Annotated in this window: 17 protein-coding genes; 6 read left to right on the top strand and 11 right to left on the bottom strand. The window is 66.3% G+C overall.

The genetic code is table 11. The annotated features are described in order from the left end of the window. Positions 1 to 70 precede the first annotated feature (70 nt). Positions 71 to 700 carry an N-acetyltransferase gene (locus tag F0Q04_RS02490; protein ID WP_182344299.1) on the top strand — a complete coding sequence of 210 codons (630 nt, stop codon included), beginning with the start codon at positions 71 to 73 and terminating at the stop codon, positions 698 to 700. A gap of 15 nt (positions 701 to 715) precedes the next feature. Here the strand turns inward: F0Q04_RS02490 and F0Q04_RS02485 are convergent, their stop codons facing one another. Next, positions 716 to 1330 (bottom strand): flavin reductase family protein, encoded by a 615-nt coding sequence (locus F0Q04_RS02485; protein WP_182344297.1) that lies wholly within the window; start codon positions 1328 to 1330, stop codon positions 716 to 718. 59 nt (positions 1331 to 1389) lie between these two features. After that, positions 1390 to 2301 carry an AraC family transcriptional regulator gene (locus tag F0Q04_RS02480; protein WP_182344295.1) on the bottom strand — a complete coding sequence of 304 codons (912 nt, stop codon included), beginning with the start codon at positions 2299 to 2301 and terminating at the stop codon, positions 1390 to 1392. Positions 2302 to 2426: 125 nt separating this feature from the next. Here F0Q04_RS02480 and F0Q04_RS02475 point away from each other — a divergent pair, with 125 nt between their 5' ends. Then, on the top strand, positions 2427 to 3716 hold the full coding sequence (locus tag F0Q04_RS02475; RefSeq protein WP_182344293.1) for an MFS transporter: 1290 nt from the start codon (positions 2427 to 2429) through the stop codon (positions 3714 to 3716). A 110-nt stretch (positions 3717 to 3826) separates the two neighbouring features. On the opposite strand, the gene F0Q04_RS02470 is transcribed toward F0Q04_RS02475, so the two are convergent. After that, on the bottom strand, positions 3827 to 5248 hold the full coding sequence (locus F0Q04_RS02470) for an FAD-binding oxidoreductase (protein ID WP_182344291.1): 1422 nt from the start codon (positions 5246 to 5248) through the stop codon (positions 3827 to 3829). A 136-nt stretch (positions 5249 to 5384) separates the two neighbouring features. Continuing rightward, on the bottom strand, positions 5385 to 5609 hold the full coding sequence (locus F0Q04_RS02465; protein WP_116925325.1) for a hypothetical protein: 225 nt from the start codon (positions 5607 to 5609) through the stop codon (positions 5385 to 5387). Positions 5610 to 5763: 154 nt separating this feature from the next. Here F0Q04_RS02465 and F0Q04_RS02460 point away from each other — a divergent pair, with 154 nt between their 5' ends. Next, complete coding sequence (locus tag F0Q04_RS02460; protein WP_116925324.1) at positions 5764 to 6375, top strand: cob(I)yrinic acid a,c-diamide adenosyltransferase; 612 nt, start codon at positions 5764 to 5766, stop codon at positions 6373 to 6375. 14 nt (positions 6376 to 6389) lie between these two features. Beyond that, on the top strand, positions 6390 to 7289 hold the full coding sequence (locus F0Q04_RS02455) for a LysR family transcriptional regulator (RefSeq protein ID WP_116925323.1): 900 nt from the start codon (positions 6390 to 6392) through the stop codon (positions 7287 to 7289). A 37-nt stretch (positions 7290 to 7326) separates the two neighbouring features. Here F0Q04_RS02455 and F0Q04_RS02450 read toward each other — a convergent pair whose 3' ends face one another. After that, on the bottom strand, positions 7327 to 8544 hold the full coding sequence (locus tag F0Q04_RS02450; protein WP_182344289.1) for a D-amino acid dehydrogenase: 1218 nt from the start codon (positions 8542 to 8544) through the stop codon (positions 7327 to 7329). A 225-nt stretch (positions 8545 to 8769) separates the two neighbouring features. Here F0Q04_RS02450 and F0Q04_RS02445 point away from each other — a divergent pair, with 225 nt between their 5' ends. Further along, positions 8770 to 9654, top strand: a complete 885-nt coding sequence (locus F0Q04_RS02445; RefSeq protein ID WP_021027896.1) for an amino acid ABC transporter substrate-binding protein — start codon at positions 8770 to 8772, stop codon at positions 9652 to 9654. 79 nt (positions 9655 to 9733) lie between these two features. Beyond that, positions 9734 to 10465 carry an aspartate/glutamate racemase family protein gene (locus F0Q04_RS02440; protein ID WP_116925321.1) on the top strand — a complete coding sequence of 244 codons (732 nt, stop codon included), beginning with the start codon at positions 9734 to 9736 and terminating at the stop codon, positions 10463 to 10465. Between the two features lie 8 nt (positions 10466 to 10473). Here F0Q04_RS02440 and F0Q04_RS02435 read toward each other — a convergent pair whose 3' ends face one another. From F0Q04_RS02435 to F0Q04_RS02410, 6 genes are all read right to left on the bottom strand, one after another. Continuing rightward, positions 10474 to 10902, bottom strand: a complete 429-nt coding sequence (locus tag F0Q04_RS02435) for a hotdog fold thioesterase (protein ID WP_116925320.1) — start codon at positions 10900 to 10902, stop codon at positions 10474 to 10476. A gap of 153 nt (positions 10903 to 11055) precedes the next feature. Continuing rightward, a complete protein-coding gene (locus tag F0Q04_RS02430) occupies positions 11056 to 12012 on the bottom strand; it encodes a LysR family transcriptional regulator (RefSeq protein ID WP_116925514.1) in 957 nt (318 codons plus the stop codon). Between the two features lie 83 nt (positions 12013 to 12095). Then, positions 12096 to 13487, bottom strand: coding sequence for an L-serine ammonia-lyase (locus F0Q04_RS02425; RefSeq protein WP_182344287.1), 1392 nt, complete (start codon positions 13485 to 13487; stop codon positions 12096 to 12098). Between the two features lie 13 nt (positions 13488 to 13500). Beyond that, positions 13501 to 15216 (bottom strand): acyl-CoA dehydrogenase family protein, encoded by a 1716-nt coding sequence (locus F0Q04_RS02420; protein ID WP_182344285.1) that lies wholly within the window; start codon positions 15214 to 15216, stop codon positions 13501 to 13503. A 61-nt stretch (positions 15217 to 15277) separates the two neighbouring features. Beyond that, positions 15278 to 16081 (bottom strand): ABC transporter permease, encoded by an 804-nt coding sequence (locus F0Q04_RS02415; protein ID WP_182344283.1) that lies wholly within the window; start codon positions 16079 to 16081, stop codon positions 15278 to 15280. Further along, entirely contained in the window at positions 16078 to 16707 is a 630-nt protein-coding gene (locus F0Q04_RS02410) for an ABC transporter ATP-binding protein (protein WP_116925316.1), read from the bottom strand. Before F0Q04_RS02410 ends, F0Q04_RS02415 begins: the two co-directional genes overlap by 4 nt. Between the last annotated feature and the right edge of the window lie 99 nt (positions 16708 to 16806).

Raw genomic sequence — 16806 nt, 5'->3', positions numbered from 1 at the left:
TATCGCACCCTTTGCGTGCGAAATGCTGCCGGGGCTAACCTGCCGGGTTTTCAACTGCAGGAGTTTTGGTATGAACCTCGCGATACCCCCCTTCTGGGCATCCTGGCTGTACCGGCCGGTGGAGTTGCGCATCGATGTGAGCCCGATTCCACCCCATCAACTCGAAGGCGAATGCGCCTCCATCCACGATCGCATCCACACCCCCGGCGACCGGCTCCATGGCCTGCCCGAGATCCCTTTGTCCGACCCCCGTTTTGCCATCCGCTACCGCAGCGCCGATGGTGAGTTCTATGTCTATGTCGAAGACCAGCTGGAGCACCGCATTGCGGGCTTTACCGTCTTCAACCGCCTGATCGAGCTGGACAAGCGCGCCGACCGCTACATACGCGGACCGCACAGCCGCTTTGACCCCGCCTACCAGCGCAAGGGCCTGGCCTCGTGCATCTACCGCTGGGCGCTCGATGCCGGCCTGTGCCTGGTCACAGGCGCGCGCCAGTCACCGGGCGCGCATGCGCTGTGGCACAAGCTCGCTGCCAGCCACCGCCTGGGCTATGTCGATATCAGCAACAAGAAAATGCACTACCTGGGCGAGCGCATGGCGCCCGAGCGGCTCGATCCGCTCAGCACCCGCATGTTTCTGCTGGGCCAGGGCTGGTCGCTGGGCAGCTTTGCCGCAGCCACCGGCATGCGCTGCGATTGACGATGCCGCGCGGCATCACGCGGGTCGGCGCATCACGAACTTGCCCGCCTCGCTGATCGTGAAATAGTCGCCCGGCCCGCCGCCGCGCAGCAGCGGCTTGCCCGCTGCCGTCTGGTACACGCCGCCTTGGAGCAGCTGCTCGTCGATATGTACCATCACCACCTCGCCCAGCACCAGCCAGGTGGGCACCTGCGTGCCTTGCGCGGTCTGCAGCTGCACGATCTGGGTGCAGCGGCATTCCATCGTCACCAGGCTGGCCTGCACGCGCGGCGGGCGCACCAGTGTCGAGGGCTCGGTGGCCAGGCCGGCCAGCTCGAATTCGTTCACCTCGGGGCCCACGGCCGCGCAGCTCTGGTTCATCGCCTCGGCCAGCGATTCGCTCGCCAGGTTCCAGACAAACTCGCCCGTCGCCTCGATGTTGTTCAGGCTGTCTTTGCGCCCCACGCTGGCAAAGCCGACGATGGGCGGCACATAGTTGAAGGCGTTGAAAAAGCTGTAGGGCGCCAGGTTCAGCACGCCGCTGCTGCTGGTGCTGGAGATCCAGCCAATCGGGCGCGGGCCGACGATGGCATTGAAGGGATCATGGGGCAGGCGGTGGCCTTGGCGGGGTTCGTAGCTGTGCAGGGGCATGGTGGGGAATGGCAGAGGTTGGATAGTGGAAGAAACGGCGGCAGACCTGGAACGGCCTCCTAGCGGGTCTGCATGCCCAGAAAACGCACCGGTGACAGGCCGCAGGCACGCTGCACCATGGCACTGAAGGCGCTGGGCGTATAGCCCAGCTCGGCCGCAATCTGGCCAATGGCCAGGCCGCTGGCGCCCAACTCCACCGCCTTGGCCAGAATGACCTGCTGGCGCCACTGCAGGTAGGTGCAGCCCAGCTCCTGGCGGAACAGGCGCGCAATGGTGCGTGGGCTGGCGCCGCTGTTGTGGGCAAAGGCTTGCAGGCTGTCATGGGCCAGCGGGTCGTCCAGGACGGCCTGGCACAGGCTGTGCAGGCGCTTGTCGCGCGGCATGTCCACCCGCAGATCGAGCTGGGTCGCCTGGCGCAGCTCATCGAGCAGCAGCGCGCTGACATGGCGCTCGCGTGCGAGCTGCGCGGCGCTGGGCGCGGGTGCATCGTCGGGCAGGATGGGCAGATCGCACACGAGCGCGCGCATCAGCTCGGAGACCTCCAGCACACGGCAGCGCCGCCAGAGGTTGGCAGCGCTGTCACCCGGGCCGGGGCCGCACTGACCTTCGGCCTGGTAGATGTAGAGGGTGCGCAGCTCGGCCGTCTCCACGAGGGTCACCGCATGCTCGACACCGGGCGGAATCCACAGCGCGCGCCGGGGCGGCACCACAAAGGTGGCCGATGGCACGCGCAGGTGCACGGTGCCGGTGACCGAGATGGCCAACTGCGCCCAGGCATGCTGGTGGGGCAGCACCCGGGTGTCTCCGCTCAGCTCACGCAGCTTGGCACGCACCGGCCGCTCGGCGGTGGGCACAAACAGGTGCGGGGTGAGCGAGTCCACATACTGCCAGGCACGGCGGGCGCTGGCAGCCTCGCCGCTGGCGGCAGCGCGTGCCGCGTGGGGCGGGGAGGCAGTCCGGGCAGAAGTCATGGCAGCAAGGCGGTTGGGGGTGGTGGTGATGGGGAAGGGCCAGGTGCAGCAGCTTGGCACATTGGCGATAGTAATCGTCTCTCTGTCGCATACATGCCGACAGGGCTTTGGCTAACATCGCTGCCATGACAACCAGCACAACAATACCGCCGGGCGCGCCCGGGCCCAGCGCGTTGGGCAGCCTGCGCCAAGATTCGCGCACCATCGGCCTGGTGGGCCTGGCCCATGGCTCCTCGCACTTCTTCCACCTGCTGCTGCCGCCGCTGTTTCCCTGGCTGATTGCAGATTTCGGCTTCAGCTACTCCGAGCTCAGCGTGCTGGTGTCGGCCTTTTTCATCGTCTCGGGCGTGGGCCAGGCGCTGGCCGGCTTTGTGGTCGACCGCTTTGGCGCCCGCCCCATCATGTTTGCTGCGCTCAGCAGCTTTGCGGTGGCCGGTGTCATTGCCGGCACCGCCAACAGCTATGCGCAGCTGATGCTGGCCGCCATCTTTGCCGGCCTGGGCAACGCGCCCTTCCACCCGGTGGATTTCACCATCCTCAACAAGCGCCTCTCGCCCCAGCGCCTGGGCCATGGCTTCTCGGTGCATGGCCTCTCGGGCAACCTGGGCTGGGCGGCGGCGCCGGTGTTCATGGCTGGCATCACCTCGGCCACCGGCTCCTGGCGCATGGCCTGCCTGTGCGGCGCCGCGCTGGCGGCCATCATCCTGGCCATCATGGTGGTCAACCGCGATGCGCTCGATGACCGCGTCAGCCTGCCTGGCGCGGCCCCTGCCAAGGCGGCGGTAGCCGGCAAGCAGGAGCACCCGATGGCCTTTTTGAAGCTGCCTTCGGTCTGGCTGTGCTTCTCGTTCTTTTTCTGGACCACCTGCGCGATGAGCGCCATCCAGTCGTTCTCCAGCCCGGCGCTGCAGCAGCTCTACGGGCTGCCCGCCAGCATCACCGCCTATGTGGTCACCGGCTATATGCTGTTTGGCGCCGCCGGCATGGTGCTGGGCGGCTTTCTGGTGGGTCGGGTGGAGCGGCTGGAGAAAGTCATCTCCACCTGCCTGCTGTTCTCCGGCATCTTGCTGGCGCTGGTGGGCACCGGCTGGCTGCCTGGCTATGTGGCGCTGGGCGTGGCCGCGATCGCCGGTATCGGCACCGGCCTGGCCGGCCCCTCGCGCGACATGCTGGTCAAGCGCGCCGCGCCGCCGGGCGCCACCGGCCGGGTCTATGGCACCGTCTACTCGGGCCTGGACCTGGGCTTTTGCCTGGCCGCCCCGGTGTTTGGCTACATGCTGGACCACCACATGAACGCCGGTGTGTTCTTTGGCGCGGCCGTGGGCATGGTGCTGAGCGTGGTGTCGGCCGGCTTTGTCGGCGCCGGAGTGGCCGCGCGCAAGCTAAAGGAAAAGGCCGCTGTGGTGCCTGCCTGAGCAAGAGGCTGCCTACCCCCTGGGCACCCGCAGAAAACCCGCCACAAGGCGTAAAAAGGCCCGCGCAACCGCTTGGTTGCGCGGGCCTTTTACTGGGTCGCTGGTATGGATCAGCCCAGCTGGAAGATCTTGCCCGGGTTGAGGATGTTCTTGGGGTCCAGCGCCTGCTTGATGGCGCGCATCATGGCGACGGCGCCTTCGCCGGCTTCTTCCAGCAAAAAGCCCTGCTTGTGCACGCCAATGCCGTGCTCACCGGTGCAGGTGCCGCCCAGCGCAATGGCGCGCTGCACCAGCTGGTGGTTGAGCTGCTCGGCCTGCGCGCGCTGGGCATCGTTGTCCGGGTCGATCAGGTAGCCAAAGTGGAAGTTGCCGTCACCCACGTGGCCCACCAGAAAGTAAGGGATGCCGCTGGCATCGGCCTCGGTCACGCATTGCAGCAGCGCATCGGCCAGGCGGCTGATGGGCACGCAGGTATCGGTGGTGATGCAGCGGCAACCGGGCACGCTGGAGACGGCGGCAAAGTAGGCATTGTGGCGGGCGGTGAAGAGGCGCGTGCGGTCTTCCGGGCGCTCAGCCCATTCAAAGGCATTGCCGCCATGCTCGCGGGCCAGGTCCTGCACCATCTCGGCCTGCTCCTTGACGCCGGTGGGCGAGCCGTGGAACTCCATCAGCAGCATCGGTTCCTCGCGCAGATCGAGCTTGCTGTAGGCATTGACCATGCGCACTGCGTTCACATCAATGAGTTCCACGCGCGCAATCGGAATGCCCATCTGGATAGTCTCGATCACGGTGCGCACGGCCGCTTCAATCGTCGGGAACGAGCAGATGGCGGCACTCACCGCTTCGGGCAGCGGGTAGATGCGCAGGCTGATCTCGGTAAAGATGCCCAGCGTGCCTTCGCTGCCCACCATCAGCCGCGTCAGGTCGTAGCCGGCCGCGCTTTTCTTGGCGCGGTTGCCAGTGCGGATCACCTGGCCGCTGGCGGTCACCACCTCCAGCGCCAGCACGTTCTCGCGCATGGTGCCGTAGCGTACGGCATTGGTGCCGCTGGCACGGGTCGATGCCATGCCGCCAATGGAGGCGTCAGCGCCCGGGTCGATCGGGAAGAAAAAGCCGGTGTCCTTGATCGCCTCGTTGAGCTGCTTGCGGGTGATGCCCGGCTGCACGGTGATGGTCAGGTCCTCGGTGTCGATCGACAGCACCTGGTTCATGCGGCTCACATCGATGCTGATGCCGCCTTGCACGGCCAGCAGATGGCCTTCGAGCGAGGAGCCGGCGCCGTAGGCGATGACGGGCACCTCGTGCTGGTGGCACAGCGCCACGGCATCCTGCACATCCTGGCTCGACTGGGCATAGACCACGGCGGCCGGTGGCGGCGCGGTGATGGAGCCTTCGTCGCGCCCATGCTGCTCGCGCACGGCCTGCGAGGTCACGCACTGCCTGCCAAAACGGGCACTGAGCGCTGCCATGAAGGCATCGGGAATGGGGCGCTGCGCAGCAGCCAGAATGTGGGGGGAGGTGGGCGCGTTCATCGGGTTCTCCAGGGCGGGAGCCAAGAATAGCACCGCCGGCTTTTCATGGCTGTCCGCTGCGCTGCAGCCGGGCATGAAAAAACCCCGCCGTAGCGGGGAGGGGGAGAGTTCGGGAAAACCGGCAGTGGCTGCTGGGTCAGAGCGCCTTTTTGACCGGTTGGCGCGCCTGATGGCGGCGCGGGTCATGGGTGCCCAGTTGGCGCTCAACCTGGATAATGCGGCTGCCGCTAGCGGCCTGACCGATGCGTTGTTGGCTGCTATTGAGCGGCTGGGCATGCGCCATCGCCGATGTGACCGCAATCGATGCAAACAGCATCACGCTGCGGGCGTCAAAGGGATGGGCGAAAAACTTGCCAGACATCTGTAGATCCTTTCGTCATTCAGACATGGCTCTATTGAACCCGGAATCGGCCGGTTTTGCTATCATTTTTGCTTAGTGTTGCCTCGGCTACATATTTCCTGTGCCGGTAACAGAAAATAGGCGCTGGTTCACCGCTGCTTTACAAGGATTACCCATGGGCAACCGTCTCTCCCAAATTGCGACCAGAACCGGTGACGATGGCAGCACCGGGCTGGGCGACAACAGCCGCGTCTCCAAGGCCAGCGGCCGGCCCCAGGCGATGGGCGATGTCGACGAGCTCAACTCCCACATCGGCCTGCTGCTGTGCGAGCCGCTGCCCGCCGATGTGCGCGAGCTGCTGGTCGATATCCAGCACCAGCTGTTCAACCTGGGCGGCGAGCTGTCGATGCCCGGCTACGAGCTGCTCAAGGACGATGCATTGCTGCAGCTCGACACCGCACTGGCGCACTACAACGCGCAGCTGCCGCGCCTGGCCGAATTCATCCTGCCCGCCGGCACGCGTGCGGCCGCGCAATCCCATGTCTGCCGCACCGTCGCGCGCCGCGCCGAGCGCATGGTGGTGGCGCTGGAGCAGGGCGAGGCCATGCGCGCCGCACCGCGCCAGTACCTCAACCGCCTGTCCGATCTGCTGTTTGTGCTGGCGCGCGTGCTCAACCGCGTTGATGGCGGTGACGATGTGTACTGGAAAAGCGCGCGGCTGGCGCGCATGCAGGCCGAAGATGGCCACGGCGGCCCCGGCGACAACAACATCGGCGCGGGCCGCTGAACCCCGAGGCCCCCATGCGCCTGCGCCATATCGAAGTCTTCAACGCGGTGATGCACACCGGCAGCGTCAGCGCTGCGGCGCGCCTCATCAACATCTCGCAGCCAGCCGTCAGCCGCACCTTGCAGCATGCCGAGCTGCAGCTGGGCTTTGCGCTGTTCCAGCGCAGCAAGGGGCGGCTGACGCCGACCAGTGAGGCGCTGGCCTTGCTGCCGCACATGGAAAAGCTGTTCGCCCAGCTCGAAGAGGTGCAGCGCCTCGCTGACAGCCTGCGCCAGGGCCGCGACAGCGATTCGCTGCGCATTGCCAGCGTGCTGGCGCTGGGCCACGAGGTGCTGCCCCGGGCGCTGGCGCAGTTCAAGCAGAAGCACCCGCATGTCAGCGTCAGCCTGCAGTCGCTGCATTCGCCGCAGATCGTCTCGGCGCTGATGATGCAGGAGGCCGATGTCGGCTTTGTGCTGAGCAATGTGCAGCAGGCCAGCCTGCAGCAGGAGAACCTGGCCCGCGTGCCGATGGTCTGCGTGGTGCCCAAGGGCATGCTGCCGCCCTTCAAGCTGCGCGCGGGCAGCCTCTCGCTCGATGACCTGACCGGCGTGCCCACCATCAGCCTCGATGCGCAGGACCCCGTGGGCATGCTGCTGAGCCAGCTGGCGCGGGAATCGAGCGCCGGCCTGAACCACTATGTGACCGTGCAGACCTACCACACGGCGCTGGCCATGGCCCACCACGGCCTGGGCGTGGCCATGGTCGATGGCTGCACCGCCTTGTCGGCCGACACGAGCAAGGTCGATGTGCTGCCGCTGGCGCCCGGCCTGCAGGTGCCGGTCAATGCGATCCGCGCGGTCTCGCAGCCGCAATCACTGCTGGTCAAGGCGATCACGCGCGAGATGCAGAAGGTGCTGGCGGCGCAGCTGTAAGCCTCTGCGTCAACGTGCGATTGTGCGATTGCGCGGCTCAGGCAGCCTGGCCGATCTCGTAGGCCAGCTGTGCCGCCGTGCCAAACGCCAACGTAAAACCCAGCGCGCCGTGGCCGGTGTTGATCCACAGATTGCTGGCGCCTGCGCACTTGGCAATCGGCACAGCAGTCGGTGTGGCAGGGCGCAGGCCGGCCCAGGGCTGGACCTGCACAAAATCGCTGCAGCCGGGAAACACCGCTTCGGTGGAGGCACACAGGCTTTGGATCTTGTCCTGCGGAATGCGCAGGTCGTGGCCCACCAGCTCCACCATGCCGGCTACGCGCAGGCGCTCGCCAATGCGCGCAAACACCACCTTGCGCGCGCTGTCGGTGATGCTCACCGTGGGCGCCTTGTGGCCGGCTGCTGCCACATCCAGGGTGATGCTGTAGCCCTTGAGCGGGTAGACCGGCAGGTCCACGCCCAGTGGCTTGCACAGTGCCACGCTGTCCACGCCCAGCGCCACCATGAAGTGCTCGGCCTCGATATCGCCCTGCGCCGTCTGCAGCGCGACGATCTTGCCGCCTTCGCGGCGCAGGCTGTGGATGGGCGTGTCCATGATGAACTTCACCCCCTTTTGGCGCAGCCAGTCTTCGAGCTGGCGGCAGACCTGGTAGCAATCGGCGGCGCACTCGCTGGGCGTGTGCACGGCGCCGGCAAACTGGCTGCGGTAGGCGGCGAGCGCAGGCTCCAGCGCGACGGCTTCGTCGGCGCTGACGATGCGCTGGGGCGCGCTGCCCAACTGGCTTTGCACCTCGAGCTGGTGGCGCGCCGACTGCACGGCGGCATCGCTGGGGTAGAGCACCAGCTTGCCGGTGCTGCTGTAGTCCCAGTCGCCGCCCACCTGGGTCTGCATGGCCTCAAAACGCTGGCGGCTGACGGCGGCCAACTGCAGCAATGTGCGGGTGCTGGCCGCAGACCGGTCGGCATTGCAGGCACCCAAGAAAGCCAGGCCCCATTTCCATTGCTGGGGATCGGCCTGCAGGCGGAACTTGAGCGGCGAGTCGCTGCTGAACAGCAGCTTGGGCAACTGCTTCCAGATGGCGGGGTCGGCCAAGGGTTGCACATAGCTGTAGCTCAGCTGCGCACCATTGCCCATGCTGGTGCCGCTGCCCGCATGTGAGGCTTTGTCAACCACCGTAACCTGGTGCCCAGCCTGGTGCAGCTCATAGGCGGCCGCCAAACCCACAATTCCCGCACCCAGAATGCATACCTGCATGGAACACCCCCTGAAAACCCTTAAATATAGGCGCTTGAATTCAGGCTGTCGCATAGCAAAATGGGCAACAGGCATGCCGTTTGCTTATAGGTACAGCGGTTCTTCACCTTTGCGGTATGCCATGCACCATAACCAAGCGTTATGGGCCTGTCCCAAAAAGGCATTGTTGGAACAAAGCACTGGTTTCTACACTGTTTGCATTGATTGATTCAAGGAGGTCTCACCATGAAGTTTGTTAAGTCGCTGGTCTGTGCTGCCGCTGCCGTTGCCTGCCTGCCCTCGGCCTTTGCCGATGTGCTGGCCAAGGCCAAGGATTCGGGCGAAATCACGTTCGCCTACCGCGAATCCTCGGTGCCGTTCAGCTACCTCTCCGGTGGCCAGAACGCCATTGGCTTCTCGGTGGACATCTCCAACGCCGTGGCCGATGCCGTGCGCAAGGAAATCGGCAAGCCCGACCTGAAAGTGAAATGGCAGTCGGTCACCTCGGCCAACCGCATTCCGCTGATCCAGAACGGCACCATCGTGCTCGAATGCGGCTCCACCACCAACAACAGCGCCCGCAACAAGGACGTGGATTTCGCGATCAACTACTTCTACACCGGCACCCGCGTGGCCGTGAAGAAGAGCTCGGGCATCAACAGCTGGGCCGATCTGAAGGGCAAGACGCTGGCGATCACCACCGGCACCACCAACCTGCCTGTGGTGCGCAAGTACAGCGCCGACCAGAAGCTGGACATCAACATCACCTTGGCCAAGGACCATTCCGACGGCTTCTTGCTGATGGAAAACGACCGCGCAGCCGGCTTTGCGATGGATGACATCCTGCTGTACGGCTTGAAGGCCAACTCCAAGGACCCTGCTGCCTACGAAGTGGTGGCCGATGCGCTGCAAGTCGAGCCCTATGCCTGCATGCTGCCCAAGGACGATCCTGCCTTCAAGAAGATCGTCGATGGCGTCATCGGCGGCATGATGAAGTCCGGTGAGTTCACCAAGCTGTACGACAAGTGGTTCATGCAACCCATCCCGCCGAAGAACCAGGCGCTGGGTCTGCCGATGAACAAGGAACTCAAGGACAATCTGACGGCGCAAAGCGACAAGCCTGCGATCTGATGGACAATCCCGTGTCGTGCACGGCACGCACTGCAATGGCCCGGCAACGGGCCATTTTTCATTTTCTCTGGAGTTCGGCATGACGCTTTCCACCGTAGGCATTCTGGGCGGCATGGGCCCGGCAGCGGGCGCTGATTTTGTGCGCCTGTTTGTACAGGCCTGCGCAGACCATTTGCGGGCCAGCGGCGCCGCTGTTACCGACCAGGGCTACCCCACGCATTGGCTGGCCCAGTTGCCGATACCGGACCGCAGCGCCGCGCTGCTGGCGCCCGAGACCGCAGAGGACCCCTTCGCGATGATGTGCCAGGGCCTGGACAAGCTCCAGGCAGTGGGCGCCCAGGCGGTGGCCGTGGCCTGCAATACCGCCCACGCCTGGCATGGGCGCCTGCAGCAGGCCTACCCGCAGCTGCAGCTCTTGCACATTGCGCGCGTGGTGGCCGAGGGCCTGCAAGAGCAAGGCCACCAGGCCTGCATGCTGCTGGCCACGCAAGGCACCTACCGCATTGGCCTGTATGACCAGGCGCTGGCCGCCTGCGGCATCACCGTGCACCTGCCGCAAGAGGCTGAGCGTGAGTTGCTGATGCGCGGCATCTACCAGGGTGTGAAGGCCGACCGCATGGACCAGGCGCGCGCCGATTTTGCCGCCGTGGCCCAGGCCATGCGCGCCCGCCATGGCGATGTGCCGCTGATCATGGGCTGCACCGAAATACCGCTGGCCCTGCCAGGCGCGGCCAGCATGCAAGGCCTGCCGTTGGTCGACCCGGCCTGGGAGCTGGCGCGGGCCTTGGCGCGCGTGGCCTACGGCAACTGAATAAGGCCTTAAGCGGCGTCTTCCAGCATCGCCATCGTGATGCGCGAAACGCAGGTCAGCTTGCCGTCATCGTTGACCATGTCGATCTGCCAGACCTGGGTCATGCGGCCGATATGCACGGGCTTGGCGGTGCCGGTGACCCAGCCGCTCTTCACACCCCGGATGTGGTTGGCATTGATGTCCAGCCCCACGCAGCGCCAGCCTTCTGGCGACGAGAACAGCGCGCCAACCGATCCCAGCGTCTCCGCCAGCACCACGCTGACGCCGCCATGCAGCAGCCCAAAGGGCTGGTGCGTGCGGTGGTCCACCGGCACGCGGCCCACCAGGTAGTCGTCGCCGATTTCAACGTATTCGATGCCCAGGTGTTCAATCGCCGTATTGCGCGCCTTGTCGCGCAGCGCATCCAGCGAGATGGGCTTTTTCCAGATAGCAGTCATGGGGTGTCCAGGCTCAACAAAAGGGATGCCACAGCATAGCGCTGCACAGGCCCGCTGCCTACCGCCTGCATGACTGGCTGGGGTTGCCAGGGCGCTGGCGTGAGCTTTGTGGCAGCTTTTGACGCAGTGGCGGGCTCGCCGGGGCCCGGCGGCTCAGTTGCTGGTCGGCACCTGTTCGTTGTCGCTGTCCGTATCGCCCTGGCCTTCGTCACCGCTGGCACCGTCTTCGACCAGCAGCTCCACCAGCTCGCGGGCAAAGGAGGGGAGCGATTCGAGGTTGCGCACCACGATCTGCATCTCGCGGTTGGACCATTCGTCCGAGATGCTGATGATGCGGATGTCCATGCTGCGCGCGTGGCGGCGGGCAGCGGATTCGGGCAGGATGCCGATGCCCACGCCCGCTTCGATCATGCGGCAGGCGGCCTCGAAATTGCCCACCTGGATGCGTTGCTTGATCGGGCGGTGCAGCAGGTCGCTGTGCTGGCGCAAGAACGCGTGGATGGCGCTCGATTCATGCAGTCCGATGTAGTCGTACTCCAGGGTGTCGCCAAAGGCCACGGCCTTGCGCCGGGCCAGCGCATGGTCGGCATAGACGACGAGCACCAGGCGGTCGCGCCGGTAGGGCATCGCGACCAGGCTTTCGGTGCGCACCTGGCCGGCGACGATGCCGATATCCGTCTGGCCTTCACCCACGGCACGGATGATGTCGTTGGACAGGCGCTCGCGCAGGTCGATATCCACATCCGGGTGCTTGCGCAGGTAGGCGCGCAGCACCGGGGGCAGGAACTCGCCCAGCGCCGTGGTGTTGGCAAACACGCGCACATGGCCCTTGATGCCACGCGCGTACTCCTGCATGTCGCCGCGCAGATGCTCGATCTGGCCCAGCACGGTGCGCGCATGCTGCACAAAGGCCTGGCCCGGCAGGGTCAGGGTCACGCCCTGGCTGGTGCGGTACAGGAGCTTGACGCCCATGCTCTCTTCCAGGTTCTTGATACGGGTGCTGGCCGCCGGCAGCGAGATGAACGACAGCTCGGCCCCCCGCGTCATGCTGTTCGCGTCTGCCACATGCACCATGAGGCGCAGATCTACCAAGTCAAAATGCATTGCCATGGCGCGATTGTAGGCGCTGGGGTCGGCCACCCCCCGTGCGCAAGGCCCGGCTTGTCACCCAGGTTGGTGGCCGCCGCTTGAGATCAGCATTCGACGATGTGCACGGCCAGCCCGCCCAGCGAGGTCTCCTTGTACTTGCTCATCATGTCGGCGCCGGTGGCGCGCATCGTGGCGATCACGTTGTCCAGGCTCACGACATGCGAGCCATCGCCGCGCAAGGCCATGCGTGCGGCATTGATGGCCTTGACGGCGGCCAGCGCGTTGCGCTCGATGCAGGGCACCTGCACCAGGCCGGCAACCGGGTCGCAGGTCAGGCCCAGGTGGTGCTCCATGCCGATCTCGGCGGCGTTCTCCACCTGCGCTGGTGTGCCGCCCATCACCGCGCACAGGCCTGCTGCCGCCATCGAGCAGGCCACGCCCACCTCGCCCTGGCAGCCCACTTCGGCGCCCGATATCGAGGCGTTTTCCTTGTACAGCATGCCGATGGCGCCTGCGGTCAGCAAAAAGTCCACCACACCGGCCTCGCTGGCGCCGGGCACAAAGCGCCAGTAGTAGTGCAGCACGGCCGGCACAATGCCGGCAGCGCCATTGGTGGGGGCGGTCACCACCCGGCCGCCGGCGGCGTTTTCCTCGTTCACGGCCAGTGCAAACAGGTTCACCCAGTCCATCACCTCCAGCGGATCGGTGCTGGCACCGTGGGCATGCTGGGTCAGGCCTTGGTAAAAGCCGGCCGCACGGCGTTTGACGTTGAGCCCGCCGGGCAGGCGCCCTTCGGTGCGGCAGCCGCGTTGTACGCAGTCCTGCATGGCCTGCCAGATCTTGAGCAGGCCGCTGTCGATGTCGGCATCGGCGCGCCAGTGGCGTTCATTGGTGCGCATGATCTGCGCAATCGGCTGCTGGTGGTCCTGCGCCAGCTGCAGCAGCTGCGCGGCGCTGTGAAAGGGCAGGGGCAGCACCTCGGTATCGGGCGCAATCGCCTGCTGGCGCTCGGCATCGTAGGCGGCCTCTTCGCTGACGATAAAGCCCCCGCCCACCGAGTAGTAGGCCTGCGCGTCGACCAGCCCATGCTGCGCATCCCAGGCCTCCAAGCGCATGCCATTGGGGTGGAAAGGCAGGCTGACCTCGCCAATCAAGAGCAGGTCGGTGGCCGGGTCAAACACGATGCGCTGCTCGCCATTGAGCAGCAGCTGCCCGGTGCTGTGGACTTCGGCAATCAGCGCATCGATGGCATTCACATCCACCGTATCGGGCGCATGGCCGGCCAGGCCCAGGATCACCGCACGGTCACTGGCGTGGCCGATGCCGGTGGCGCCCAGGGAGCCGAACAGCTGGCAGCGCAGGCGTGCCACCTGCGAAAGCTGGCCTTGGCGTTGCAGGCGCTGCACAAAGGCATGCGCGGCGCGCATCGGGCCGACCGTGTGCGAGCTGCTGGGCCCGATACCGATCTTGAACAAATCAAACACGCTGACGGCCATGGCTACTTTCCGATCATTTTTGCAACTGCAGACTGGCGCTGAGGATAGCGCTGATCTGCGCCTTGGCAAGCGGATAAGCACCCATCACGCCCAAACTGGCATGTGGCCCCAGGCGGCTGGCGACAAAGGCATCGGCATGGGCGGGCGCTGCGTGCTGCCGCATCAGGCCCGCCTGCGCCACCAGCACCAGCTGCTGCACCCATTGGCGCGCCTGCGCCTGCTGCGCCCAGGCGTCTTGCGCCATGGCCTGCCACTGGCCTTGCAGGCACGCCAGCGCTTGTTGGATGGGCGTGTCATCGGCTGCCATGCGCTGCAAGTCCAGCCACAGCGCGTCGCGCAGGTCAGGCTCGCGCTGCAGGGCCTTGAGCACATCGAGGCACATCACATTGCCCGAGCCCTCCCAGATCGAATTGACCGGCGCTTCGCGGTAGATGCGTGCCAGCGCCGAGCTGTCGATATAGCCATTGCCGCCCAGCACTTCCATGGCCTCGGCGCTGCAGGCAATGGCGCGTTTGCAGACCCAGAACTTGGCCGCTGGCGTCATGGCGCGCTGCCAGGCCTGCGCGGTGGTCTGGCCCGGGGCGCTGCTGCCCTCAAAGGCCTGCGCCAGCTGCATGGCCAAGAGCAGCGCTGCCTCGCTCTCCAGCGCCAGGTCGGCCAGCACCGATTGCATCAGCGGCTGCGCGATGAGCGCCGCGCCAAAGGCCTGGCGGTGCCGGGCCGACCACAGCGCCTGCACAGTGGCCTGGCGCAGCAGCGCGCAGCTGCCCAGCACGCAGCACAGCCGCGTGACCGTGGCCATCTCCATGATGGTGGCAATGCCCCGGCCTTCCTCGCCCACCAGCACGCCATAGGCATCGTCAAACAGCACCTCGCTGCTGGCATTGCTGCGGTTGCCCACCTTGTCCTTGAGGCGCTGCACCAGCACATGGTTGCGGGTCCCATCGGGTTGCCAGCGCGGCACCCAAAAGCAGGCCAGCGGTGCCTGCAGTGCATGGCCGTCGGCGGCGCTGCTGGCCATGCGCGCCACCACCAGGTGCGCATCGGCCATCGGCACCGAATAAAACCATTTATGACCTTGCAGCCGGTAGTCCGCGCCGCGCCCGCCGCCTGTGGCACCCTGCGGATAGGCCACGGTGGTGTTGCTGCGCACGTCCGAGCCGCCTTGTTTTTCGGTCATGCCCATGCCCACCCACAGGGCCGTCTTGTCTGCCAGCGGCGCATCGCGCGCGTCATGGTGGGCACTGGTAATGCCAGGCGCGATCTGTGCCCATAGCGCTGGCTCCTTGCGCAGCACCGGGATCGCCGCCGTCGTCATCGTTGCGGGGCAGAGGCTGCCCGCTTCTGCCTGGCCATGCAGGTAAAAACCGGCGGCCCAGGCTGTCCAGCGGCCGCGTGGTGCATCTTCCGGTGCATCGGCAAACGGCATGTCGATCAGTTGCTGCGCACGGTAATGCGCCAGCACCTGGTGCCATGCGGGGTGAAACTCCACCTGGTCGATGCGCCGGCCCCGTGCATCCCATTGCTGCAACTGCGGTGGGTGGCGGTTGGCCTGGTCGGCCCATTGCGCAAAGGCGCTGCTGCCAACGGTGCGGGCGTGTTGCTGCAGGCCCGGCAGCCAGGCCTGGGCCTGCGCGCGTGCCAGGGCGGCCTTCAAGGCCGGATCGCTGCCCAGCGGGTCGTAGTCGACCAGCTCATCCACCAGGTTGTCCTTGTCGCGCTCTGCCATGGCTGCTCTCCCAGATGTGCTTGCCCATTCTAGGAACAGCACTGCGAGATAGCAAAACAGATCAGCTATGGGCGTTCAGCCGGTCCAGCCGCAGGCGCTGGCGCTCGTCACCCAGCGCCCGGGCGGCCAGCAGCACACTGCCGGCGGCGGCCATGCCGCCCGCGCCCGTCAGCAGCAGCAACAACAAGATCTGGTACTTGGCCGCTTCCAGCGGGTCCATGCCGCCCAGGATCTGGCCGGTCATGATGCCGGGCAAGGTGATCAATCCCGCAGCCGACATCTGGTTGATGATGGGGATCAGCCCCCGGCGGATAGCGGCGCGGGTGTGCGGTGCCAGGGCCCGGCGGAAAGGGACCCCCAGCGCCAGCTGGGCCTCGATCGCAGCGCGCCCCTGGCGCACGCCATCAAAAAAGCTGTCCAGCCCCAGGCTCGCGGCATTGAGCACGCTGCCCAGCACAATGCCCATCAGCGGTATCGCATAGCGTGCATCAAACCAGGGATCGGGCCGCACGGCGGTCATCAGCGCCAGCACCACGGTCGACAGGCTGGCCAGCGCCACCACCAGCCCCGCAATGCGGTAGTTGCCCCCGCCGGCCAGCCGCTGGTGCGGCCGCACCGCCACTTCGCGCGCGGCAGCGGCAATCATCACCAGCACGACGACCAAGGTGGTGCCCGGGTGCGCCTGCTGGAACACCAGCCGCAGCACATAGCCCACCAGCAGGAGCTGCACCACCATGCGCAGCGATGCCCACAGCACCTGGCGCTGCAACTGCAGGCGCATCGCCCAGGAGGCGGCAGCGGCGGCCAGCACCAGTGCTGCGCCCACCAGCAAATCGCCGGGTTGCAGATGGATCGCCGTGTTCATTGCGCGGCCTCCATCGGCCGCAGCTGGTGGTCTACCAATTGCATGCAGCGCTGGCCCACGCGCGCGGCCTGCGCCTGCGAATGGGTCACCCACAGCAGGCTCAGGCCCTGCTGCTGGCAGCGCTGCAGCAGTTGCTCTACCGCAGCCACCGATGTTTCATCGAGGGCCGCCGTGGGCTCATCGAGCAGCAGCACCTGGGGCCTGCGCAACAGCCCGCGCAGCAAGGCCAGGCGCTGGCGCTCGCCGGTCGACAGCTGGGTCAGCGCAATATCGACAAAGCCCTGGCGCAGCCCCAGCGCACTGGCCATCTCCAGCAGCGCCGCCTGCGAGCCCGGCGGGAAATGCTCCATCACCGTCGCCCCCCACCAGGCAGGCTCTGCCGCCAGGTACATCACCTGCTGGCGCCAGGCCGGGCCGCTGAAGGCGCTGCGTGCCTGGCCGTTGAGCAGCACCTCGCCACTGCCCGGGTCCAGATCGGCAATCAGCCGCAGCAACACTGACTTGCCCGCCCCCGATGCGCCCATCACCGCCACGCATTCGCCGGCTGCCAGCTCCAGCGAGCAGGGCCCGCTGATGGGGCTTTGCAGGGCGCGGATGGACAGGCGGGCAGGGGTGGTGGGGGGCATGGGGGCTGAGTGTAGCGCTGGATGGCAAACCGCGGTGCCAGGGCCTGCGATGGATGCGCGTTTCGCCCACAGACGGCGAAGCCAGCAGCATCGCGCGCG

The organism is Comamonas koreensis (assembly GCF_014076495.1).
Classification (GTDB): Bacteria; Pseudomonadota; Gammaproteobacteria; order Burkholderiales; family Burkholderiaceae_C; genus Comamonas; species Comamonas squillarum.
This window is presented reverse-complemented; position numbering and strand designations above follow the sequence as displayed.